The sequence below is a fragment of the Streptomyces sp. NPDC032940 genome (assembly GCF_040636935.1).
GTDB lineage: Bacteria > Actinomycetota > Actinomycetes > Streptomycetales > Streptomycetaceae > Streptomyces.
The window spans coordinates 1-15,978 of sequence record NZ_JBEZVJ010000044.1; the positions used below are offsets into that span (position 1 = coordinate 1).

Below are 15,978 nucleotides of genomic sequence, written 5' to 3' on the forward strand. Positions count from 1 at the left end.
GGCGGCACCCGCCGCCGCCTGCGCGGCCGCCGGACCGCCGTTGCCGCCGCCCGGCTGACCCGGCTTGGGCTGCGGCTTGCGGCCGCCCTGGGCGACGTCGACGGGCAGCATGACCAGCGCGGTCGTACCGCCGGAGTCGGACGGACGCAGCTGGATGCGGATGCCGTGGCGCTGCGACAGACGGCCGACCACGAACAGACCCATGCGCCGGGAGACCGAGACGTCCACGGTCGGCGGCGAGGCGAGCCGCTCGTTGATCGCGGCGAGGTCCTCGGGGGAGAGACCGATGCCGGTGTCGTGGATCTCGATCAGCACGCGGCCGTCGGGCAGCGCGTGACCGGTGACCTTGACCTTGGTCTGCGGCGAGGAGAAGGAGGTCGCGTTCTCGAGCAGCTCGGCGAGGAGGTGCACGAGGTCGTTGACCACGCGGCCGGCGACCTCGGTGCTCGGCACGGCGGCCAGCTCGATGCGCTCGTACTGCTCCACCTCGGACGCGGCGGCACGGAGCACGTCGACCAGCGGGACCGGACGGGTCCACCGGCGGCCGGGCTCCTCACCGGCGAGGACGAGGAGGTTCTCACCGTTACGGCGCATACGCGTCGCGAGGTGGTCGAGCTTGAACAGCGAGGAGAGCTGGTCCGGGTCGGCCTCGCGGGACTCCAGTTCGGAGATGAGCGAGAGCTGCCGCTGGATGAGGCCCTGGGAGCGGCGCGAGAGGTTGGTGAACATCGCGTTGACGTTGCCCCGGAGCAGGGCCTGCTCGGCGGCGAGGCGGACCGCCTCGCGGTGCACGTCGTCGAAGGCCGCGGCCACCCGGCCGATCTCGTCCCGGGAGTGCACACCGACCGACTCCACGGAGGTGTCCACGTCCTGCGGGTCGGTCTCCGACAGCTGCTTGACCAGCTCGGGCAGACGGTCCTGGGCGACCTTGGTCGCGGTCTCCTCCAGGCGGCGCAGCGAGCGGATCATGGACCGGGCCACGACGAACGCGCCGACCAGCGAGACGCCGAGGACGAGCAGGATCAGGACACCGGAGATGATGGCTTCCTGCTCGGACTCGCTGCGCAGCTCGCGGGCCTTCTGCTCCATGTCCTCCAGCAGACGGAGCTCGATGTTCTTCATCTGCTGGATCTTGGTGGAGCTGTCGTCCAGCCAGTCCTGGTACGACCGCTCGTCCAGCTGCGACAGGCCGTTGACGCGGCTGAACGCGCGCCCGGCGTACTGGTCGGAGGACTCGATGACCGGGTTGCCCTGGGAGATCGGCTTGAGGAGGTCCTCGGCACCGTCGCCGTAGATGCTGCTGAAGCTGCGGATCTCGGAGGTCTGGCTCTGCAGCGCGGACTGCGCGTAGAGCCGGTCGTTCTCGGAGAGTTCGCCCTTGCTGGTGTTGTTCGCCGGGAGCGCCGCCGCGAGGACCGCACGCTGGATGGACGCGTACTCCTTGGCGGAGGAGAAGGCCGCCAGGGCACGCGTGCGCTGGATCATCTCCGGGTTGCTGGTGGCCTCCGCCATGTCCTGCGAGAGGTCGAGCAGGTTGGTGATCAGGCGGTGGTACGCCTCGACGGTCTGGGTCGAGTTCTTCTTCGCCGCGTACGCGGTGCCGCGGATCTTGTTGAGGTCGTTCAGGTCGCTCGCGAGGCCGACGAGGCTGTCGCGGACACCGACGAGGTTGCCGTCCTTGCTGGCGGCGTCGATCTCCTCGGACTGGTCGAGGAAGTTCTTCAGCGCCCGGTCGGTCTTCTCCCGGTCGCCCTTGACGGCGATCGCGCTGGACGTCGAACCGTGCGCCAGGGGACCGGCGGACTGGTCGCGCTCCTCCTGGAGCGCGGCGGCCAGCTCGGTGGCCTGCTTGGTCATCTCCGTCAGCAGCTTCATGTTGTCGAGCTGCTGGATGTTGTCCATCGACTCGTTGATGCGCAGCGCGCCCAGCGAGGTGGCCGCGACCACCGGAAGGGCGAGCAGCGACACGAGACGGGTGGAGATCCGCCAGTTGCGCAGGGCTATGCGCGGACCCGGACCGGTCGGCCCGGCGGCCGGCTTCTGACCGGGGGCCGACGCGCTCTCCGGCCGGCCGGGGCGCCCGGGGCGGTCGCCGCCGTCGACGGACTGGGCCTGACCCTGGTTCTGGGCGTGCTGGGGCGAGGAGCCGACGGCCCTGGGGCCATTCCCGCCGTGCGGCTCCGGCTCCGCCGAAGCGCTGCCATCCCTCTTGAAACGTCCCTGCACTAGCGTCGCAACCTCTGGACCAGGCACCCGGCCGCGTGAACGGCAGGGCACGGTGTCGGCGTCATAGGGGCGCCCTGAATACGCCCCCGTGGTGGTCGTGAGTGACCGGCGCTGGTTCCCCCTTCGTGCCGCCGCTCGGCGCGGTGTGCGCCCCCTGTGCGCCGGCTCGACCCTGCGGCGGTCCGTGGAATTCCAGCACAGTGCCGGATCTCCAACAAGGCCCGCGGGTGGACCGGCCGGATGCGTGACAGTACGTGAGGACCGTTTCACGTCCGGTAGAAAACGATCACTGGTAAAGCGGACGTATGCCCGCGAATCGCCAAGGGGTAAGCGGTGTCCCAGTCGACATGATCAGGAGCGGAATGATGGCTTCAGGGGGTCAATGTCGGTTTCGTCGGGGTGCGACACCCGTCGGAATTGACCGGTTTGACCCTTGATAAGTGAGCAAACTCACATGCCCTCCGCGGCTCTCCGCCGGGTCGGCGGGGAATTGCATGTTTAGCCTGACGCTTTACAGAGAAGGCAAAAACGACAACCCGCGCCCCCGCAGGGGTCACTTGCCCCCTCCCGGCGCCCCCACACGACAGGGTCTGTACAACCGTGAAGACGACGATGATGTTCCACAAGATCGCCAACCCGCGACGCACGACGCTGGCGCACCTCGGCGGTGCCGACGAACTGCAGACGCCGGAACAGCGCGAGCACGCCGTCGAACTCCCCGCGCAGACCGCCAACCCCCGGCGCACCATCCTCATGGACGCCCCCGCCGCGGCCTCCGCCGCAGAGTAGTACGCCCCCCGGCGGCGCACCGTTCAGCCGCCCGGCCGGCCACGGGCCCAGGGCGCCCGCGCACGCGGCTCCCCAGGGAGCCACGTCGGTAATGCGCGAGGCGCCCGCCCCCTGCCGCGTTAGCCTGGAGCGTCAGACTCCAGCCAGCTCAGTCAAGGGGCCACACCACCCGTGCGCATCGCCAGGTTCTCCATCGACGGAAACGTCGCCTTCGGCGCGGTCGAGGGCGACCAGCCGGACGAGCTCGTCCTCGACATCATCAAGGGCATCCCCTTCGCGGACTTCGAGCTCTCCGGCACCAAGGTGCCGCTGAGCAAGGTACGGCTGCTGCCGCCCGTGCTCCCCAACAAGGTCGTGGCCTTCGGCCGCAACTACTCGGAGCACGCCCGCGAACTCGGCAACGAGGTGCCCGACGCCCCGTTCGCCTTCTTCAAGCCGTCCACCTCGGTCATCGGCCCGGGCGACGCCATCCAGTACCCCTCCTTCTCGGAGGAACTGCACCACGAGGCCGAGCTCGCCGTCGTCATCGGCCGCATGTGCCGCGAGGTCCCGCGCGACCGCGTCAAGGACGTCGTCCTCGGCTACACCTGCGCCAACGACATCACCGCCCGCGACGTGCAGCGCCGCGAGAAGCAGTGGGCCCGCGCCAAGGGCTTCGACTCGTCCTGCCCGCTCGGACCCTGGGTGGAGACGGACCTCGACCCGGACGACCTGACGATCCAGCTCACGGTCAACGGCGCCCAGCGCCAGCTCGGCCGCACCAGCGAGATGATCCACCCGGTCGCCGACCTGATCGTCAACATCTCCGAGGCGATGACGCTGCTCCCCGGCGACGTGATCCTCACGGGCACCCCGGCCGGAGTCGGCCCCCTCAACGTCGGCGACGAAGTCGCCGTCACCATCGAAGGCATCGGCACTCTCACCAACAAGGTTGTCAAGCGTGGCTAGCGCACCCGCCTCCCCCGTACGCGTCCGATTCTGTCCGTCCCCCACCGGCAACCCCCACGTGGGCCTGGTCCGCACCGCCCTGTTCAACTGGGCGTTCGCCAAGCACCACCAGGGCACGCTGGTCTTCCGCATCGAGGACACCGACGCCGCCCGCGACTCCGAGGAGTCGTACAACCAGCTGCTCGACTCGCTGCGCTGGCTGGGCTTCGACTGGGACGAGGGCCCCGAGGTCGGCGGCCCGCACGCGCCGTACCGCCAGTCGCAGCGGATGGACATCTACGCGGACGTCGCCCGCAAGCTCCTCGACGCCGGCCACGCCTACCACTGCTACTGCTCCCAGGAGGAGCTGGACACCCGCCGCGAGGCCGCCCGCGCCGCCGGCAAGCCCTCCGGCTACGACGGCCACTGCCGCGAGCTGACCGACGCGCAGGTCGAGGAGTACACGTCCCAGGGCCGTGAGCCCATCGTCCGCTTCCGGATGCCCGACGAGGCGATCACCTTCACGGACCTGGTCCGCGGCGAGATCACCTACCTCCCGGAGAACGTCCCGGACTACGGCATCGTCCGCGCCAACGGCGCCCCGCTCTACACGCTGGTCAACCCGGTCGACGACGCCCTCATGGAGATCACCCACGTCCTGCGCGGCGAGGACCTGCTCTCCTCCACCCCCCGCCAGATCGCCCTCTACAAGGCGCTGATCGAGCTCGGCGTCGCCAAGGAGATCCCGGCCTTCGGCCACCTGCCGTACGTGATGGGCGAGGGCAACAAGAAGCTCTCCAAGCGCGACCCGCAGTCGAGCCTCAACCTCTACCGCGAGCGCGGCTTCCTCCCCGAGGGCCTGCTGAACTACCTCTCGCTGCTCGGCTGGTCGCTCTCCGCCGACCAGGACATCTTCACGATCGACGAGATGGTCGCCGCCTTCGACATCTCCGACGTGCAGCCCAACCCGGCACGCTTCGACCTCAAGAAGTGCGAGGCGATCAACGCCGACCACATCCGCATGCTCGAGGTGAAGGACTTCACCGAGCGCTGCCGCCCCTGGCTGAAGGCCCCCGCGGCCCCCTGGGCGCCGGAGGACTTCGACGAGGCCAAGTGGCAGTCCATCGCGCCGCACGCGCAGACCCGCCTCAAGGTCCTCTCCGAGATCACCGACAACGTCGACTTCCTGTTCCTGCCGGAGCCGGTCTTCGACGAGGCCAGCTGGACCAAGGCCATGAAGGAGGGCTCGGACGCGCTCCTGGCCACGGCCCGCGAGAAGCTGGACGCCGCCGACTGGAGCTCCCCGGAGTCCCTGAAGGAGGCCGTCCTGGCCGCCGGCGAGGCCCACGGGCTCAAGCTCGGCAAGGCCCAGGCCCCCGTCCGCGTCGCCGTCACCGGCCGCACGGTCGGCCTGCCCCTCTTCGAGTCCCTGGAGGTCCTGGGCAAGGAGAAGGCGCTGGCGCGGATCGACGCGGCCCTGGCGCGGCTCGCGGCGTAACACCCGTACCCGCGCGAAGGGCGGCGCCCGGAACCCCGGGCGCCGCCCTTTCCGTACCCCGCCCGGACCCTCCGACCGCCGCCGTCGGCCCGGCCACCGCAGACTGACGGCATGCGCCGCGAGGACACCGACCCACGCTTCTTCGGGGACCGCCCGGCCTGCAACCGGGCCGTACTCGTCGAACAGCCTCGGCGCCGGCTCGTGGTCGCCGGTCACGAGGCCCGCGACGACGAGGGCGGCATCGCCGCCGTGGGAGACATCCGCGGCCAGATCCGGCTGACCTTCCGGCGCCTTGGGGAGACCCTGGAGAAGGCCGGGTTCGCCTTGCGCGACCTCGTCCGGATCAGGATCTTCACCGTCGGCATCGGGGCGGTGACGGCCCACTACGACGTCGTACTGACCGGGCTGGCCGCCGCGGACTGCCGCCCCGCCGGCCTGCTGGCCGAGGTCAGGGCCCTGTCCGACCGGCGGATGCTGGTCGAGATCGAGGGCCTGGCCGTGCAGTAGGCCACTTCTGCGGCCTACCCCGAAAGGACGGCCACGGGATCGGCGCGGTCGTACGCACAAGACCGCGTGCGCCGGGGCTGCCGTCCGAGAGGCGGGAGTCACAGAGCGGCCCCGGCCGCCTAGGCTGGGCCCCATGCCGATCAAAGCCGTGGTCTGGGACGTCGACGACACACTCTTCGACTACACCACCGCCGACCGCGAGGGCATGCGCGCCCACCTGGTCGCCGAGGGCCTGCTCGCCGGGTACGGGTCGGCCGAGGAGGCCCTCGTGTGCTGGCGGCAGATCACCGACCGGCAGTGGGCCCGCTTCTCCGCCGGCGAGGTGGACTTCGTCACACAGCGACGCGACCGCGTCCGGGTCTTCCTGGACCGCCCGGAGCTGACGGACGCCGAGGCCGACGACTGGTTCCAGCGCTACGTCGCCCACTACGAGGCCGCCTGGTCGCTCTTCCCGGACGTCGTGCCCGTCCTCGACGCCCTCTCCGCCAGCCACCGGCACGCCGTGCTGTCCAACTCCAGCCTGACCGTCCAGGACCGCAAGCTGCGCGTCCTCGGCGTGCACGACCGCTTCGAGGCCATCCTGTGCGCCGCCGAGCTGGGCGTCTCCAAGCCCGAGCCCGGGGCCTTCCTGGCGGCCTGCGAGGCACTCTCCCTGGCCCCGCACGAGGTCGCGTACGTCGGCGACCACCCGGAGATCGACGGGCGCGGCGCCCACGAGGCCGGGCTGCTGTCGGTCTGGATCGACCGCGGCGGGGTGTACGCGGCCCTCGAGCCGCCCGCCGGCCCGCGCCGGATCGCGTCCCTCTCCGAACTCCCCGACCTCCTCGGCGCCGATACCCGTTTTGGAGCCCCGTCCACCTTCGGGTAATGTTCTTCCTGCGCCGCCGGGGAGCGGGCCGAAAGGCCGGAACCGGAAGCGCAACGCTAGAACAAGATCCCCTCAGGGGCTTGCGTTCCAGTGGCCTATGGTGTAATTGGCAGCACGACTGATTCTGGTTCAGTTAGTCTTGGTTCGAGTCCAGGTAGGCCAGCTCGCAGAGCTTATCTGCGTCGCGGATTACATCCGCAAAGCCCCCGTTGTGTAGCGGCCTAGCACGCTGCCCTCTCAAGGCAGTAGCGCCGGTTCGAATCCGGTCGGGGGTACAGATCCTTCCCGCGAGGGCGGTCCGGGTAGCACCCGCCGTCTTCGATGCAGGATCGCTAGGGCCCCCGTTGTGTAGCGGCCTAGCACGCCGCCCTCTCAAGGCGGTAGCGCCGGTTCGAATCCGGTCGGGGGTACTGACTGGTCTAAACCATCATTGGTCTATGGTGTAATTGGCAGCACGACTGATTCTGGTTCAGTTAGTCTTGGTTCGAGTCCAGGTAGACCAGCTCGGACCTGCGGCGATGTAGTATTCAACGCTCGCAGGGTCCATGCCCCCGTTGTGTAGCGGCCTAGCACGCCGCCCTCTCAAGGCGGTAGCGCCGGTTCGAATCCGGTCGGGGGTACGAGTCCGAAGGGGACTCCCGCTCAGGCGGGAGCCCCCTTCGGCGTTCAGTCGATGCCGTACCGCCGCGCCGACTCCTCCTCCTGTGCCAGCCGGTGCAGCGCCCGCAACACGGGCTGAAAGAGCACCGCCGCCGCGACCGCCATCTCGACCTGCTCCCGCTCCGAGCCCCAGCTCTCCATGAGGTCCAGGTCCCGCCGGGCCACCTCGTACATCAACTCCCCGTACGGCACCGCCATTTCCGCACCCCACGGATAGTCCAGCCGCCGCAGCGCGGCCACCGCCACCACCAGCGAACGATGCACGGGGGAGAGCGGGGCCAGTTCCCGGGCCGTCTCCCAGCCCAGCATCTCCAGCAGACGGTCCACCTCCGCCCGCGCCGCCACCACCGCCGGGTCCTCCTCGTCCGGCTCGGGGTCCTGCGGCAGCGCCCACAGGGCCGCCCCCAGCCGGACCGTGCGGCCCAGGGAGTCGTCGTCGACGTGCCGGAGCACCTCGCGCGCGGTCGCCACCGGCACCTTGCCCACCTGGATCAGCGCCCGCACCAGACGCAGCCTGCGCAGATGCTCCTCGCCGTACTCGGCCGTCGTCGCGTTGACCTGCCGGCCCGGCGGCAACAGGCCCTCCCGCAGGTAGTACTTGATCGTCGCGGTGGAGACACCGCTGCTCCTGCTCAGATCGGCGAGTCGCATCCCTTGCGCCTTTCATCGGATACCGGCACTATCCAAACACGGGGCACTGGAGAGTGCCGCTCACCGACACGGGGAGGCGCCATGCCCGGCCAGTCCGTCATCGCGGGCCGTACCACCGCAGCCGCCGAGGGGGACGTCACGGTCCTGCTGATCGGCATGAGGATCAACCACTTCTGGGCGGTCCACCACTGGCTGCCGGTCCTCCTCGCCATGCCCCGCATGCTCAGGGAACTCGGCAAGAACCCCGACCGGGGACTGCTGGGGCACGTCCTGCTCACGGCCTCGCCGCGCACGTACTACGTCGTCCAATACTGGGAGTCCAGGGAGAAGCTCTACCGCTACGCCCACTCGCCAGACATGTTCCACCACCGTGCCTGGTCGATCATCAACCGCAAGGAGCGGGCGGGCAAGGTGCGTCAGCACGTCGGGCTGTGGCACGAGGCGTACGTCGTGCCCGAGGGGTCGTACGAGTCGATCTACGCCGACATGCCGGCCTTCGGACTGGCGGCGGCCCACGGGCAGGTGCCGATCGAGAAGCGGGGCAAGCGGGCGCGGGACCGGTTCGCGTACCGGTCGCGGCAGAAGGAGACGGAACCCGAGAAGGCCGCCTCGCAGGAGGCGTGAGACCGGGGGGAGGCAGGGGGCCGGGGGAGGGCCTGCCGCGGCGTTGAGGCGGGCCCTTCCCCGGGCGGGTGCCGGGTGGGGGTGGGGTCAGCCGGTGCGGCGCAGGGCCTCGGAGAGGCGTCCGGCGGCGTCGATGACCGCCTGGGCGTGCATCCGGCCCGGGTGGCGGGTCAGGCGCTCGATGGGGCCGGAGACCGAGACGGCGGCCACCACGCGGTTGGAGGGGCCGCGCACGGGAGCGGAGACGGAGGCGACACCGGGCTCCCGCTCGCCGATGGACTGGGCCCAGCCCCGGCGGCGGACGCCGGACAGGGCGGTGGCGGTGAAGCGGGCGCCCTGCAGGCCGCGGTGGAGGCGCTCGGGCTCCTCCCAGGCCATCAGGATCTGCGCCGAGGAGCCGGCCTTCATGGTGAGCGTGGATCCGACCGGGACCGTGTCCCGAAGGCCGGACAGACGCTCGGCCGCGGCCACACAGATACGCATGTCACCCTGGCGGCGATAGAGCTGCGCGCTCTCGCCCGTCACGTCGCGGAGGTGGGTGAGCACCGGGCCCGCCGTGGCGAGCAGGCGGTCCTCGCCGGCCGCCGCCGCCAGCTCGGCCAGACGCGGCCCGAGAATGAAACGGCCCTGCATGTCGCGCGCCACCATGCGGTGGTGTTCCAGCGCCACGGCCAGGCGGTGGGCCGTGGGTCGTGCCAGTCCGGTGGCCGCGACCAACCCCGCGAGGGTGGCCGGACCGGACTCCAGAGCGCTCAGGACGAGGGCCGCCTTGTCCAGAACGCCGACGCCGCTACTGTTGTCCATGCAACGATACTCCCGTCTCACTCTGTGAAACGCAAGTTCAATTTTCCGTGGAACGCGCCACTCTGGATGGCACGAAGTCACAAACGGCCCGTGACGAATGGGCCTGGCGGCGGTTGCCCGGAAACACAGGGGTGAGGGCGCTGCCACCTCAAGATCTCTAGTTGGGTCGGCGCGTTGTCGCCGGCCGGAGGGAAAGCGATGGGTAGGACACTCGCGGAGAAGGTCTGGGACGACCACGTCGTCCGGCGCGCCGAGGGCGAGCCCGACCTCCTCTTCATCGATCTGCACCTGCTGCACGAGGTGACCAGCCCGCAGGCCTTCGACGGCCTCCGCAAGAGCGGCCGCCAGGTGCGCCGGCTCGACCTGACCATCGCCACCGAGGACCACAACACCCCGACGCTCGACATCGACAAGCCCATCGCGGACCCGGTCTCCCGGGCCCAGCTGGAGACGCTGCGCAAGAACTGCGCCGAGTTCGGCGTCCGGCTGCACCCGCTGGGCGACGTCGAGCAGGGCGTCGTGCACGTCGTCGGCCCGCAGCTGGGTCTGACCCAGCCCGGCACCACCGTGGTCTGCGGCGACTCGCACACCTCCACGCACGGTGCCTTCGGCGCGCTGGCGTTCGGCATCGGCACCTCCCAGGTCGAGCACGTGCTGGCCACCCAGACGCTGCCGATGGCCCGCCCGAAGACCATGGCGATCACCGTCAACGGCGAGCTGCCCGACGGCGTCACGGCCAAGGACCTGATCCTCGCGATCATCGCGAAGATCGGCACCGGCGGCGGCCAGGGCTACGTCCTCGAATACCGCGGCGAGGCCATCGAGAAGCTCTCGATGGAGGCCCGCATGACCATCTGCAACATGTCGATCGAGGCCGGTGCCCGCGCGGGCATGATCGCCCCCGACGAGACCACCTTCGACTACCTCAAGGGCCGCCCGCACGCCCCCGAGGGCGCGGACTGGGACGCGGCGGTCGCGTACTGGAAGACGCTGCGCACCGACGACGACGCCGAGTTCGACGCCGAGGTCGTCATCGAGGCCGCCGAGCTGTCGCCGTTCGTCACCTGGGGCACCAACCCGGGTCAGGGCGCTCCGCTGTCCGCCGACGTCCCCGACCCGGCTTCGTACGAAGACGCCTCGGAGCGCCTCGCCGCCGAAAAGGCCCTGGAGTACATGGGGTTGGAGGCCGGACAGCCGCTGCGCTCCATCAAGGTGGACACCGTCTTCGTAGGTTCCTGCACCAACGGCCGTATCGAGGACCTGCGCGCCGCCGCCGAGATCGTCAAGGACCGCAAAGTCGCCGACGGCGTACGGATGCTGGTCGTCCCCGGCTCCGCGCGGGTGGGCCTGCAGGCCGTCTCCGAGGGCCTGGACGTCGTCTTCAAGGAAGCCGGCGCCGAGTGGCGGCACGCGGGCTGCTCGATGTGCCTGGGCATGAACCCGGACCAGCTGGCCCCCGGCGAGCGCTCCGCGTCCACGTCCAACCGCAACTTCGAGGGACGGCAGGGCAAGGGCGGCCGCACCCACCTGGTGTCGCCGCAGGTCGCCGCCGCGACGGCCGTGCTGGGCCACCTGGCCTCCCCGGCCGACCTGTCCGCCGACGCCCCCACGCCCGCTGGAGTCTGAGAGTCATGGAAGCATTCACCACCCACACCGGCCGGGCCGTCCCGCTGCGCCGCAGCAACGTCGACACCGACCAGATCATCCCCGCCCACTGGCTCAAGAAGGTGACGCGGGACGGATTCGAGGACGGGCTGTTCGAGGCCTGGCGCAAGGATCCGTCCTTCATCCTCAATCAGCCCGAGCGGCAGGGCGCGACCGTCCTGGTCGCCGGCCCCGACTTCGGCACCGGCTCCTCCCGCGAGCACGCCGTGTGGGCGCTGCAGAACTACGGCTTCAAGACCGTGATCTCGTCCCGCTTCGCCGACATCTTCCGCGGCAACTCGCTGAAGAACGGCCTGCTCACGGTGGTCATCGACCAGAAGATCGTGGACGCGCTGTGGGAGCTCACGGAGAAGGACCCGCAGGCCGAGATCACCGTCGACCTGGAGGCCCGCGAGGTCCGTGCCGAGGGCATCACCGCCTCCTTCGAGCTGGACGAGAACTCCCGCTGGCGGCTGCTGAACGGGCTGGACGACATCTCGATCACCCTCCAGAACGAGCCCGACATCGCCGCATACGAGGCGAAGCGCCCGTCGTTCAAGCCGCAGACCCTCCAGGTCTGACCCCGCGGCCCGCAGGGCTGCGCACAAGGTCGAGTTTCGGCCACCCAACACCCCCTCCGTACCCCCGATCGGCCCGATCGGGGGTACGGCCGTGTCCGGGCCCGCGACGGCGTCGACGCCGGCGGTGGATCGCTCAACGTCCCACGTTACGGCGGTGATTGGCGGGGTACACGAGTTGTGGAACCCTGGACTCCGCAGGTGCTCGGAAGGCCGTCCGGGGCGGCAGTTGCCCCCTGCGCAGGCGACAACTCGCCCCAGATGGCACAATCTGTGCATGGAACACGACGGCCAACTCGAGCTCTATGCGGCGGTCGCGGTCCGGCTCAAGGAAGCGCACACAAGAGTGCGCGCACTGCAAGTCCCGGAGGGCGTACGGATGGCGCTGACCCGGAAGCTGCTGGTCATTACGGCCGCGGCCAAACACGATCTCGCCGGTGCGGCAAGGCGTCTGGACCGGTTCACCGCGGACCTCGACGAGGGTCGATTCCCCGACGAGGAACGCTGAACAGGCCGAGATCATCGAGTCCGTTGCGGCACAAGGGTGATTAGCCCGTTTCGTGTTTGATTTGCGGTATATATCTGCCTAACGTGCGAAAAGGCTTGAACACATACGTTCTGGCGATGTCTCCGAAGGGGAAGACGTGAACAAGGCGCAGCTCGTAGAAGCGATTGCCGACAAGCTGGGCGGCAGGCAGCAGGCCGCCGACGCCGTCGACGCGGTCCTGGACGCCCTCGTCCGTGCGGTGGTCGCGGGGGACCGGGTCTCGGTCACCGGCTTCGGTTCCTTCGAGAAGGTCGACCGTCCGGCCCGCTACGCCCGCAACCCCCAGACGGGCGAGCGGGTTCGGGTCAAGAAGACCTCCGTGCCGCGCTTCCGCGCGGGTCAGGGCTTCAAGGACCTGGTGAGCGGCTCGAAGAAGCTCCCGAAGAACGACATCGCGGTCAAGAAGGCCCCCAAGGGCAGCCTGTCCGGCCCGCCGCCCACCATCTCCAAGGCCGCGGGCAAGAAGGCCGCCGCCAAGAAGGCGACCGGCGCGGCGAAGAAGGCCACGGGCGCGGCGAAGAAGACCACCGCGGCGGCGAAGAAGACCACCGCCAAGAAGACCGCGGGCGCGGCCAAGACGACGACGGCGAAGAAGACCACCGCCAAGAAGTCCGCCGCCAAGACCACCACCGCCGGGGCGAAGAAGACCGCGGCCAAGAAGGCGCCCGCGAAGAAGGCGACGGCCACCAAGGCCCCCGCCAAGAAGTCGACCGCCCGCAAGACCACCGCCAAGAAGGCCACCGCCCGCAAGAAGTAAGAGCGACGGGGCACAGGGGCACTCACGCGCCGGGCCGGACTCCCTCGGGAGTCCGGCCCGCGGCGTGTCCGGGCGCCGTCCGGCGCCCGGCCGGTCAGAACGTGTGGAGCGTCACCAGCGTGATCCGGCGGTCCGCGCCCGTCCCCTCGGTCTCCACGCGCACCCGCTGCCCGGGCCGCAGCAGCCTCAGGCCCCCGGCGTCGAACGCCGCGGCGTCGAAGGGCACCGGAGTGCCGTCGTCGAGCAGCACCTGCCCGCTGCGGCTGTCGGGGTCGTACGTGTATGCGGTCGCCTGCATGCCCGCAGCCTACTGCCCGGCGATCAGCAACCGCGCCGCCACCGCGGCCGTATGAGGGCCCACCCCCAGCGCCAGCGCGGCCCGCAGGTCATCGCCGGTGTCCACGTCCTGCCGCACGGAATCCACCGCGTCGAGGCGCAGTTCCACCGCGCCGGACGCATGGTGGCGGGCTCGGGAATCCGGGCCGAATGCGGGGGCCAATTCACGGCCCGGCGCGGCGGTCAGCAGCGTGGTTCCGATTCCCGCCGCATCCGGGAGAAAGGCCCGCCGGAATTGCGTGGCCGCACCCAGTACCCGCGTCAATTCCGCCGGCCGCAAAGCGGGAAGATCGGCATTCAGCGTGGCCACCGGACTTTCCGGGCGGGCCGCCCGTACGGCCGCCGTCCCGTGCGCCAGTGCCGCGTTCAGACCGCCGCCCGGCTCGTCCGGTACGACCCGGGCGCCCAGGTTCGCCAGCGCCCGGCCCGCGCGGGCGTCGTCCGTGACGACTGCCACATCCGCCACCGCCGGGCAGGCCAGCGCGGCCGCCACGGTGTCCTGCGCGAACGCCAGCGCGAGGCCCGGCCGCACCCCGTCGTCCGCGGTGTCGGCCAGTCTGCTCTTGGCCCGGGCGAGGGTCTTCACGGGCACGACCAAGGTCCACTGCACGGGCGTTCCGTCCTTCTCTCGTCGCCGCCATTGTCACCTGGGGGATCTGGCGGTTCACTCGCCGGGGCGTACGGTGTTCTCGACAGACGCACGGCCCGGGGCGACACTTGTCCGGCCCCAGGCCCTGGAGGAAAGGTGTCCGCGTGCCCCGCCGCAGAATCGGCTTCTGGTACCGCTTCGCCGCGGTGATCTGCAAACCGCCGCTGGTGGTTCTGATCAAGCGGGACTGGCGGGGAATGGAGAACATGCCGGCCGACGGTGGATTCATCACCGCCGTGAACCACAATTCGCACGTCGACCCCTTCGCGTACGCGCACTACCAGTACAACACCGGGCGCGTGCCGCGATTCCTCGCGAAGAGCGGCCTTTTCAAGAAGGGATTCGTCGGCGCCGCGATGCGCGGCACCGGGCAGATCCCCGTCTACCGCGAGAGCACGGACGCGCTCAGCGCCTTCCGGGCCGCGATCGACGCCGTGGAGCGCGGCGAGTGCGTCGCCTTCTACCCCGAGGGCACCCTCACCCGCGACCCCGACGGCTGGCCGATGACCGCAAAGACCGGTGCCGCGCGCGTCGCCCTGCAGACCAAGTGCCCGGTGATCCCGGTCGCCCAGTGGGGCTGCAACGAACTGCTGCCCCCGTACGCCAAGAAGCCCAGCCTGCTGCCCCGCAAGACCCACCACGTGCTGGCGGGACCCCCGGTCGACCTGTCGCGCTTCTACGACCAGGAGATGACCGCCGATCTGCTGAAGGAGGCCACGGAGGTCATCATGGCCGCCGTGACCCGGCAGCTGGAGGAGATCCGCGGCGAGAAGGCGCCCGACACCCCCTACGACCCGCGCCGCGAGCGGATCGAGCAGCGGCGCCGCACCCAGGCGCAGACGGCGCGCACGCCGCAGGACAAGCAGGCGGAAGGACAGGGCACGTGAGCAAGCCCGTCAAGGCGGCCGTCTTCGGCACCGGCTCGTGGGGCACCGCCTTCGGCACGGTCCTCGCCGACGCCGGATGCGACGTGACCCTGTGGGGGCGCCGCACCGAACTCGCCGACGCCGTCAACTCCACCCGCACCAACCCGGACTACCTGCCCGGCGTCGAACTCCCCGAGAACCTGCGGGCCACCACCGACGCCGCCGAGGCCGCGCACGACGCCGACTTCACCGTCCTCGCGGTGCCCTCGCAGACCCTGCGCGCCAACCTCGCCGACTGGACGCCCCTGCTGGCGCCCGGCACCGTCCTGGTGTCGCTGATGAAGGGCGTCGAACTCGGCTCCGCGATGCGGATGAGCGAGGTCATCGAGGACGTCGCCAAGGTGGGCGCCGAACGCATCGCCGTGGTCACGGGCCCCAACCTGGCCCGGGAGATCGCCGCCCGCATGCCGGCCGCCGCCGTGGTCGCCTGCCCCGACGAGGCCGTCGCCCAGCGGCTCCAGACCGCCTGCCACACCCCGTACTTCCGCCCGTACACCAACACCGACGTCGTCGGCTGCGAGCTCGGCGGCGCCGTGAAGAACGTGATCGGGCTGGCCGTCGGCATCGCGGACGGCATGGGCCTCGGCGACAACGCCAAGGGGTCGCTGATCACCCGAGGCCTCGCGGAGACCACGCGGCTCGGGGTCGCCCTCGGCGCGGACCCGCTGACCTTCTCCGGGCTCGCCGGCCTCGGCGACCTGGTGGCGACCTGTTCCTCGCCGCTGTCCCGCAACCACACCTTCGGCACCAACCTCGGCCGGGGCATGACCCTGGAGGAGACCGTCGCGGTCACCAAGCAGACCGCCGAGGGCGTCAAGTCCTGCGAGTCGGTGCTGGATCTGGCCCGCCGGCACGGCGTCGACATGCCGATCACCGAGACGGTCGTCGCCATCGTGCACGAGGGCAAGTCCCCGGTGGCCGCCGTCAAGGAGCTGATGTCGCGCAGCGCGAAGCCCGAACGACGCTGAGCGACGCCGGAGGGGAACC

General features: G+C 70.5%; 17 protein-coding genes and 5 tRNA genes. 17 read left to right on the forward strand and 5 right to left on the reverse strand.

All coding sequences use genetic code 11. The features are described from left to right. A partial coding sequence (locus AB0E77_RS31730; protein ID WP_361577708.1) for a nitrate- and nitrite sensing domain-containing protein occupies positions 1–2,226 on the reverse strand: 2,226 nt, incomplete at its 3' end. Between the two features lie 600 nt (positions 2,227–2,826). Here AB0E77_RS31730 and AB0E77_RS31735 point away from each other — a divergent pair. The 10 genes from AB0E77_RS31735 (at position 2,827) to AB0E77_RS31780 (ending at position 7,435) form a co-directional block, all read left to right on the forward strand. Continuing rightward, the gene (locus AB0E77_RS31735; protein WP_361577796.1) at positions 2,827–3,015 is read left to right on the forward strand and encodes a hypothetical protein; all 189 of its coding nucleotides are present in this window, start codon (positions 2,827–2,829) and stop codon (positions 3,013–3,015) included. Positions 3,016–3,186: 171 nt separating this feature from the next. Next, a complete protein-coding gene (locus AB0E77_RS31740; RefSeq protein ID WP_361577711.1) occupies positions 3,187–3,963 on the forward strand; it encodes a fumarylacetoacetate hydrolase family protein in 777 nt (258 codons plus the stop codon). After that, positions 3,956–5,440, forward strand: coding sequence for a glutamate--tRNA ligase (gltX, locus tag AB0E77_RS31745; RefSeq protein ID WP_361577714.1), 1,485 nt, complete (start codon positions 3,956–3,958; stop codon positions 5,438–5,440). The genes AB0E77_RS31740 and gltX overlap by 8 nt, the downstream gene beginning before the upstream one ends. Before the next feature lie 111 nt (positions 5,441–5,551). Continuing rightward, positions 5,552–5,947 (forward strand): Rid family hydrolase, encoded by a 396-nt coding sequence (locus tag AB0E77_RS31750; RefSeq protein ID WP_361577717.1) that lies wholly within the window; start codon positions 5,552–5,554, stop codon positions 5,945–5,947. Between the two features lie 133 nt (positions 5,948–6,080). Beyond that, entirely contained in the window at positions 6,081–6,815 is a 735-nt protein-coding gene (locus AB0E77_RS31755; RefSeq protein ID WP_361577720.1) for an HAD family hydrolase, read from the forward strand. Positions 6,816–6,906: 91 nt separating this feature from the next. Beyond that, positions 6,907–6,978, forward strand: a tRNA-Gln gene (locus AB0E77_RS31760). Between the two features lie 39 nt (positions 6,979–7,017). Further along, a tRNA-Glu gene (locus AB0E77_RS31765) sits at positions 7,018–7,090 on the forward strand. Between the two features lie 62 nt (positions 7,091–7,152). Beyond that, positions 7,153–7,225, forward strand: a tRNA-Glu gene (locus tag AB0E77_RS31770). A gap of 21 nt (positions 7,226–7,246) precedes the next feature. After that, a tRNA-Gln gene (locus AB0E77_RS31775) sits at positions 7,247–7,318 on the forward strand. 44 nt (positions 7,319–7,362) lie between these two features. Continuing rightward, positions 7,363–7,435, forward strand: a tRNA-Glu gene (locus tag AB0E77_RS31780). Between the two features lie 46 nt (positions 7,436–7,481). On the opposite strand, the gene AB0E77_RS31785 is transcribed toward AB0E77_RS31780, so the two are convergent. Beyond that, complete coding sequence (locus tag AB0E77_RS31785) at positions 7,482–8,126, reverse strand: MerR family transcriptional regulator (protein WP_361577723.1); 645 nt, start codon at positions 8,124–8,126, stop codon at positions 7,482–7,484. Positions 8,127–8,207: 81 nt separating this feature from the next. Between AB0E77_RS31785 and AB0E77_RS31790 the strand changes: the two genes are divergently transcribed. Continuing rightward, a complete protein-coding gene (locus tag AB0E77_RS31790; protein WP_361577726.1) occupies positions 8,208–8,750 on the forward strand; it encodes a DUF4188 domain-containing protein in 543 nt (180 codons plus the stop codon). A gap of 87 nt (positions 8,751–8,837) precedes the next feature. On the opposite strand, the gene ndgR is transcribed toward AB0E77_RS31790, so the two are convergent. Continuing rightward, positions 8,838–9,554 carry an IclR family transcriptional regulator NdgR gene (ndgR, locus tag AB0E77_RS31795; protein ID WP_010984119.1) on the reverse strand — a complete coding sequence of 239 codons (717 nt, stop codon included), beginning with the start codon at positions 9,552–9,554 and terminating at the stop codon, positions 8,838–8,840. Between the two features lie 198 nt (positions 9,555–9,752). Between ndgR and leuC the strand changes: the two genes are divergently transcribed. The 4 genes from leuC (at position 9,753) to AB0E77_RS31815 (ending at position 13,080) form a co-directional block, all read left to right on the forward strand. Further along, on the forward strand, positions 9,753–11,180 hold the full coding sequence (gene leuC / locus AB0E77_RS31800) for a 3-isopropylmalate dehydratase large subunit (protein WP_361577729.1): 1,428 nt from the start codon (positions 9,753–9,755) through the stop codon (positions 11,178–11,180). 5 nt (positions 11,181–11,185) lie between these two features. Further along, positions 11,186–11,779 carry a 3-isopropylmalate dehydratase small subunit gene (leuD, locus tag AB0E77_RS31805; RefSeq protein WP_361577732.1) on the forward strand — a complete coding sequence of 198 codons (594 nt, stop codon included), beginning with the start codon at positions 11,186–11,188 and terminating at the stop codon, positions 11,777–11,779. Positions 11,780–12,053: 274 nt separating this feature from the next. Continuing rightward, positions 12,054–12,284 carry a hypothetical protein gene (locus AB0E77_RS31810; protein ID WP_161166288.1) on the forward strand — a complete coding sequence of 77 codons (231 nt, stop codon included), beginning with the start codon at positions 12,054–12,056 and terminating at the stop codon, positions 12,282–12,284. 136 nt (positions 12,285–12,420) lie between these two features. Further along, complete coding sequence (locus AB0E77_RS31815) at positions 12,421–13,080, forward strand: HU family DNA-binding protein (RefSeq protein ID WP_361577735.1); 660 nt, start codon at positions 12,421–12,423, stop codon at positions 13,078–13,080. Positions 13,081–13,174: 94 nt separating this feature from the next. Here the strand turns inward: AB0E77_RS31815 and AB0E77_RS31820 are convergent, their stop codons facing one another. Further along, the gene (locus tag AB0E77_RS31820) at positions 13,175–13,378 is read right to left on the reverse strand and encodes a hypothetical protein (protein ID WP_225638673.1); all 204 of its coding nucleotides are present in this window, start codon (positions 13,376–13,378) and stop codon (positions 13,175–13,177) included. Positions 13,379–13,387: 9 nt separating this feature from the next. Continuing rightward, entirely contained in the window at positions 13,388–14,026 is a 639-nt protein-coding gene (gene cofC, locus AB0E77_RS31825; protein ID WP_361577738.1) for a 2-phospho-L-lactate guanylyltransferase, read from the reverse strand. Positions 14,027–14,169: 143 nt separating this feature from the next. On the opposite strand from cofC, the gene AB0E77_RS31830 reads away from it, so the two are divergent. Together AB0E77_RS31830 and AB0E77_RS31835 are read left to right on the forward strand one after the other, a co-directional pair. Next, positions 14,170–14,952, forward strand: a complete 783-nt coding sequence (locus AB0E77_RS31830) for a lysophospholipid acyltransferase family protein (protein ID WP_361577741.1) — start codon at positions 14,170–14,172, stop codon at positions 14,950–14,952. Further along, positions 14,949–15,959: an NAD(P)H-dependent glycerol-3-phosphate dehydrogenase gene (locus tag AB0E77_RS31835; RefSeq protein WP_361577744.1), complete on the forward strand. Its 1,011-nt coding sequence runs from the start codon at positions 14,949–14,951 to the stop codon at positions 15,957–15,959. The genes AB0E77_RS31830 and AB0E77_RS31835 overlap by 4 nt, the downstream gene beginning before the upstream one ends. Positions 15,960–15,978 lie beyond the last annotated feature (19 nt).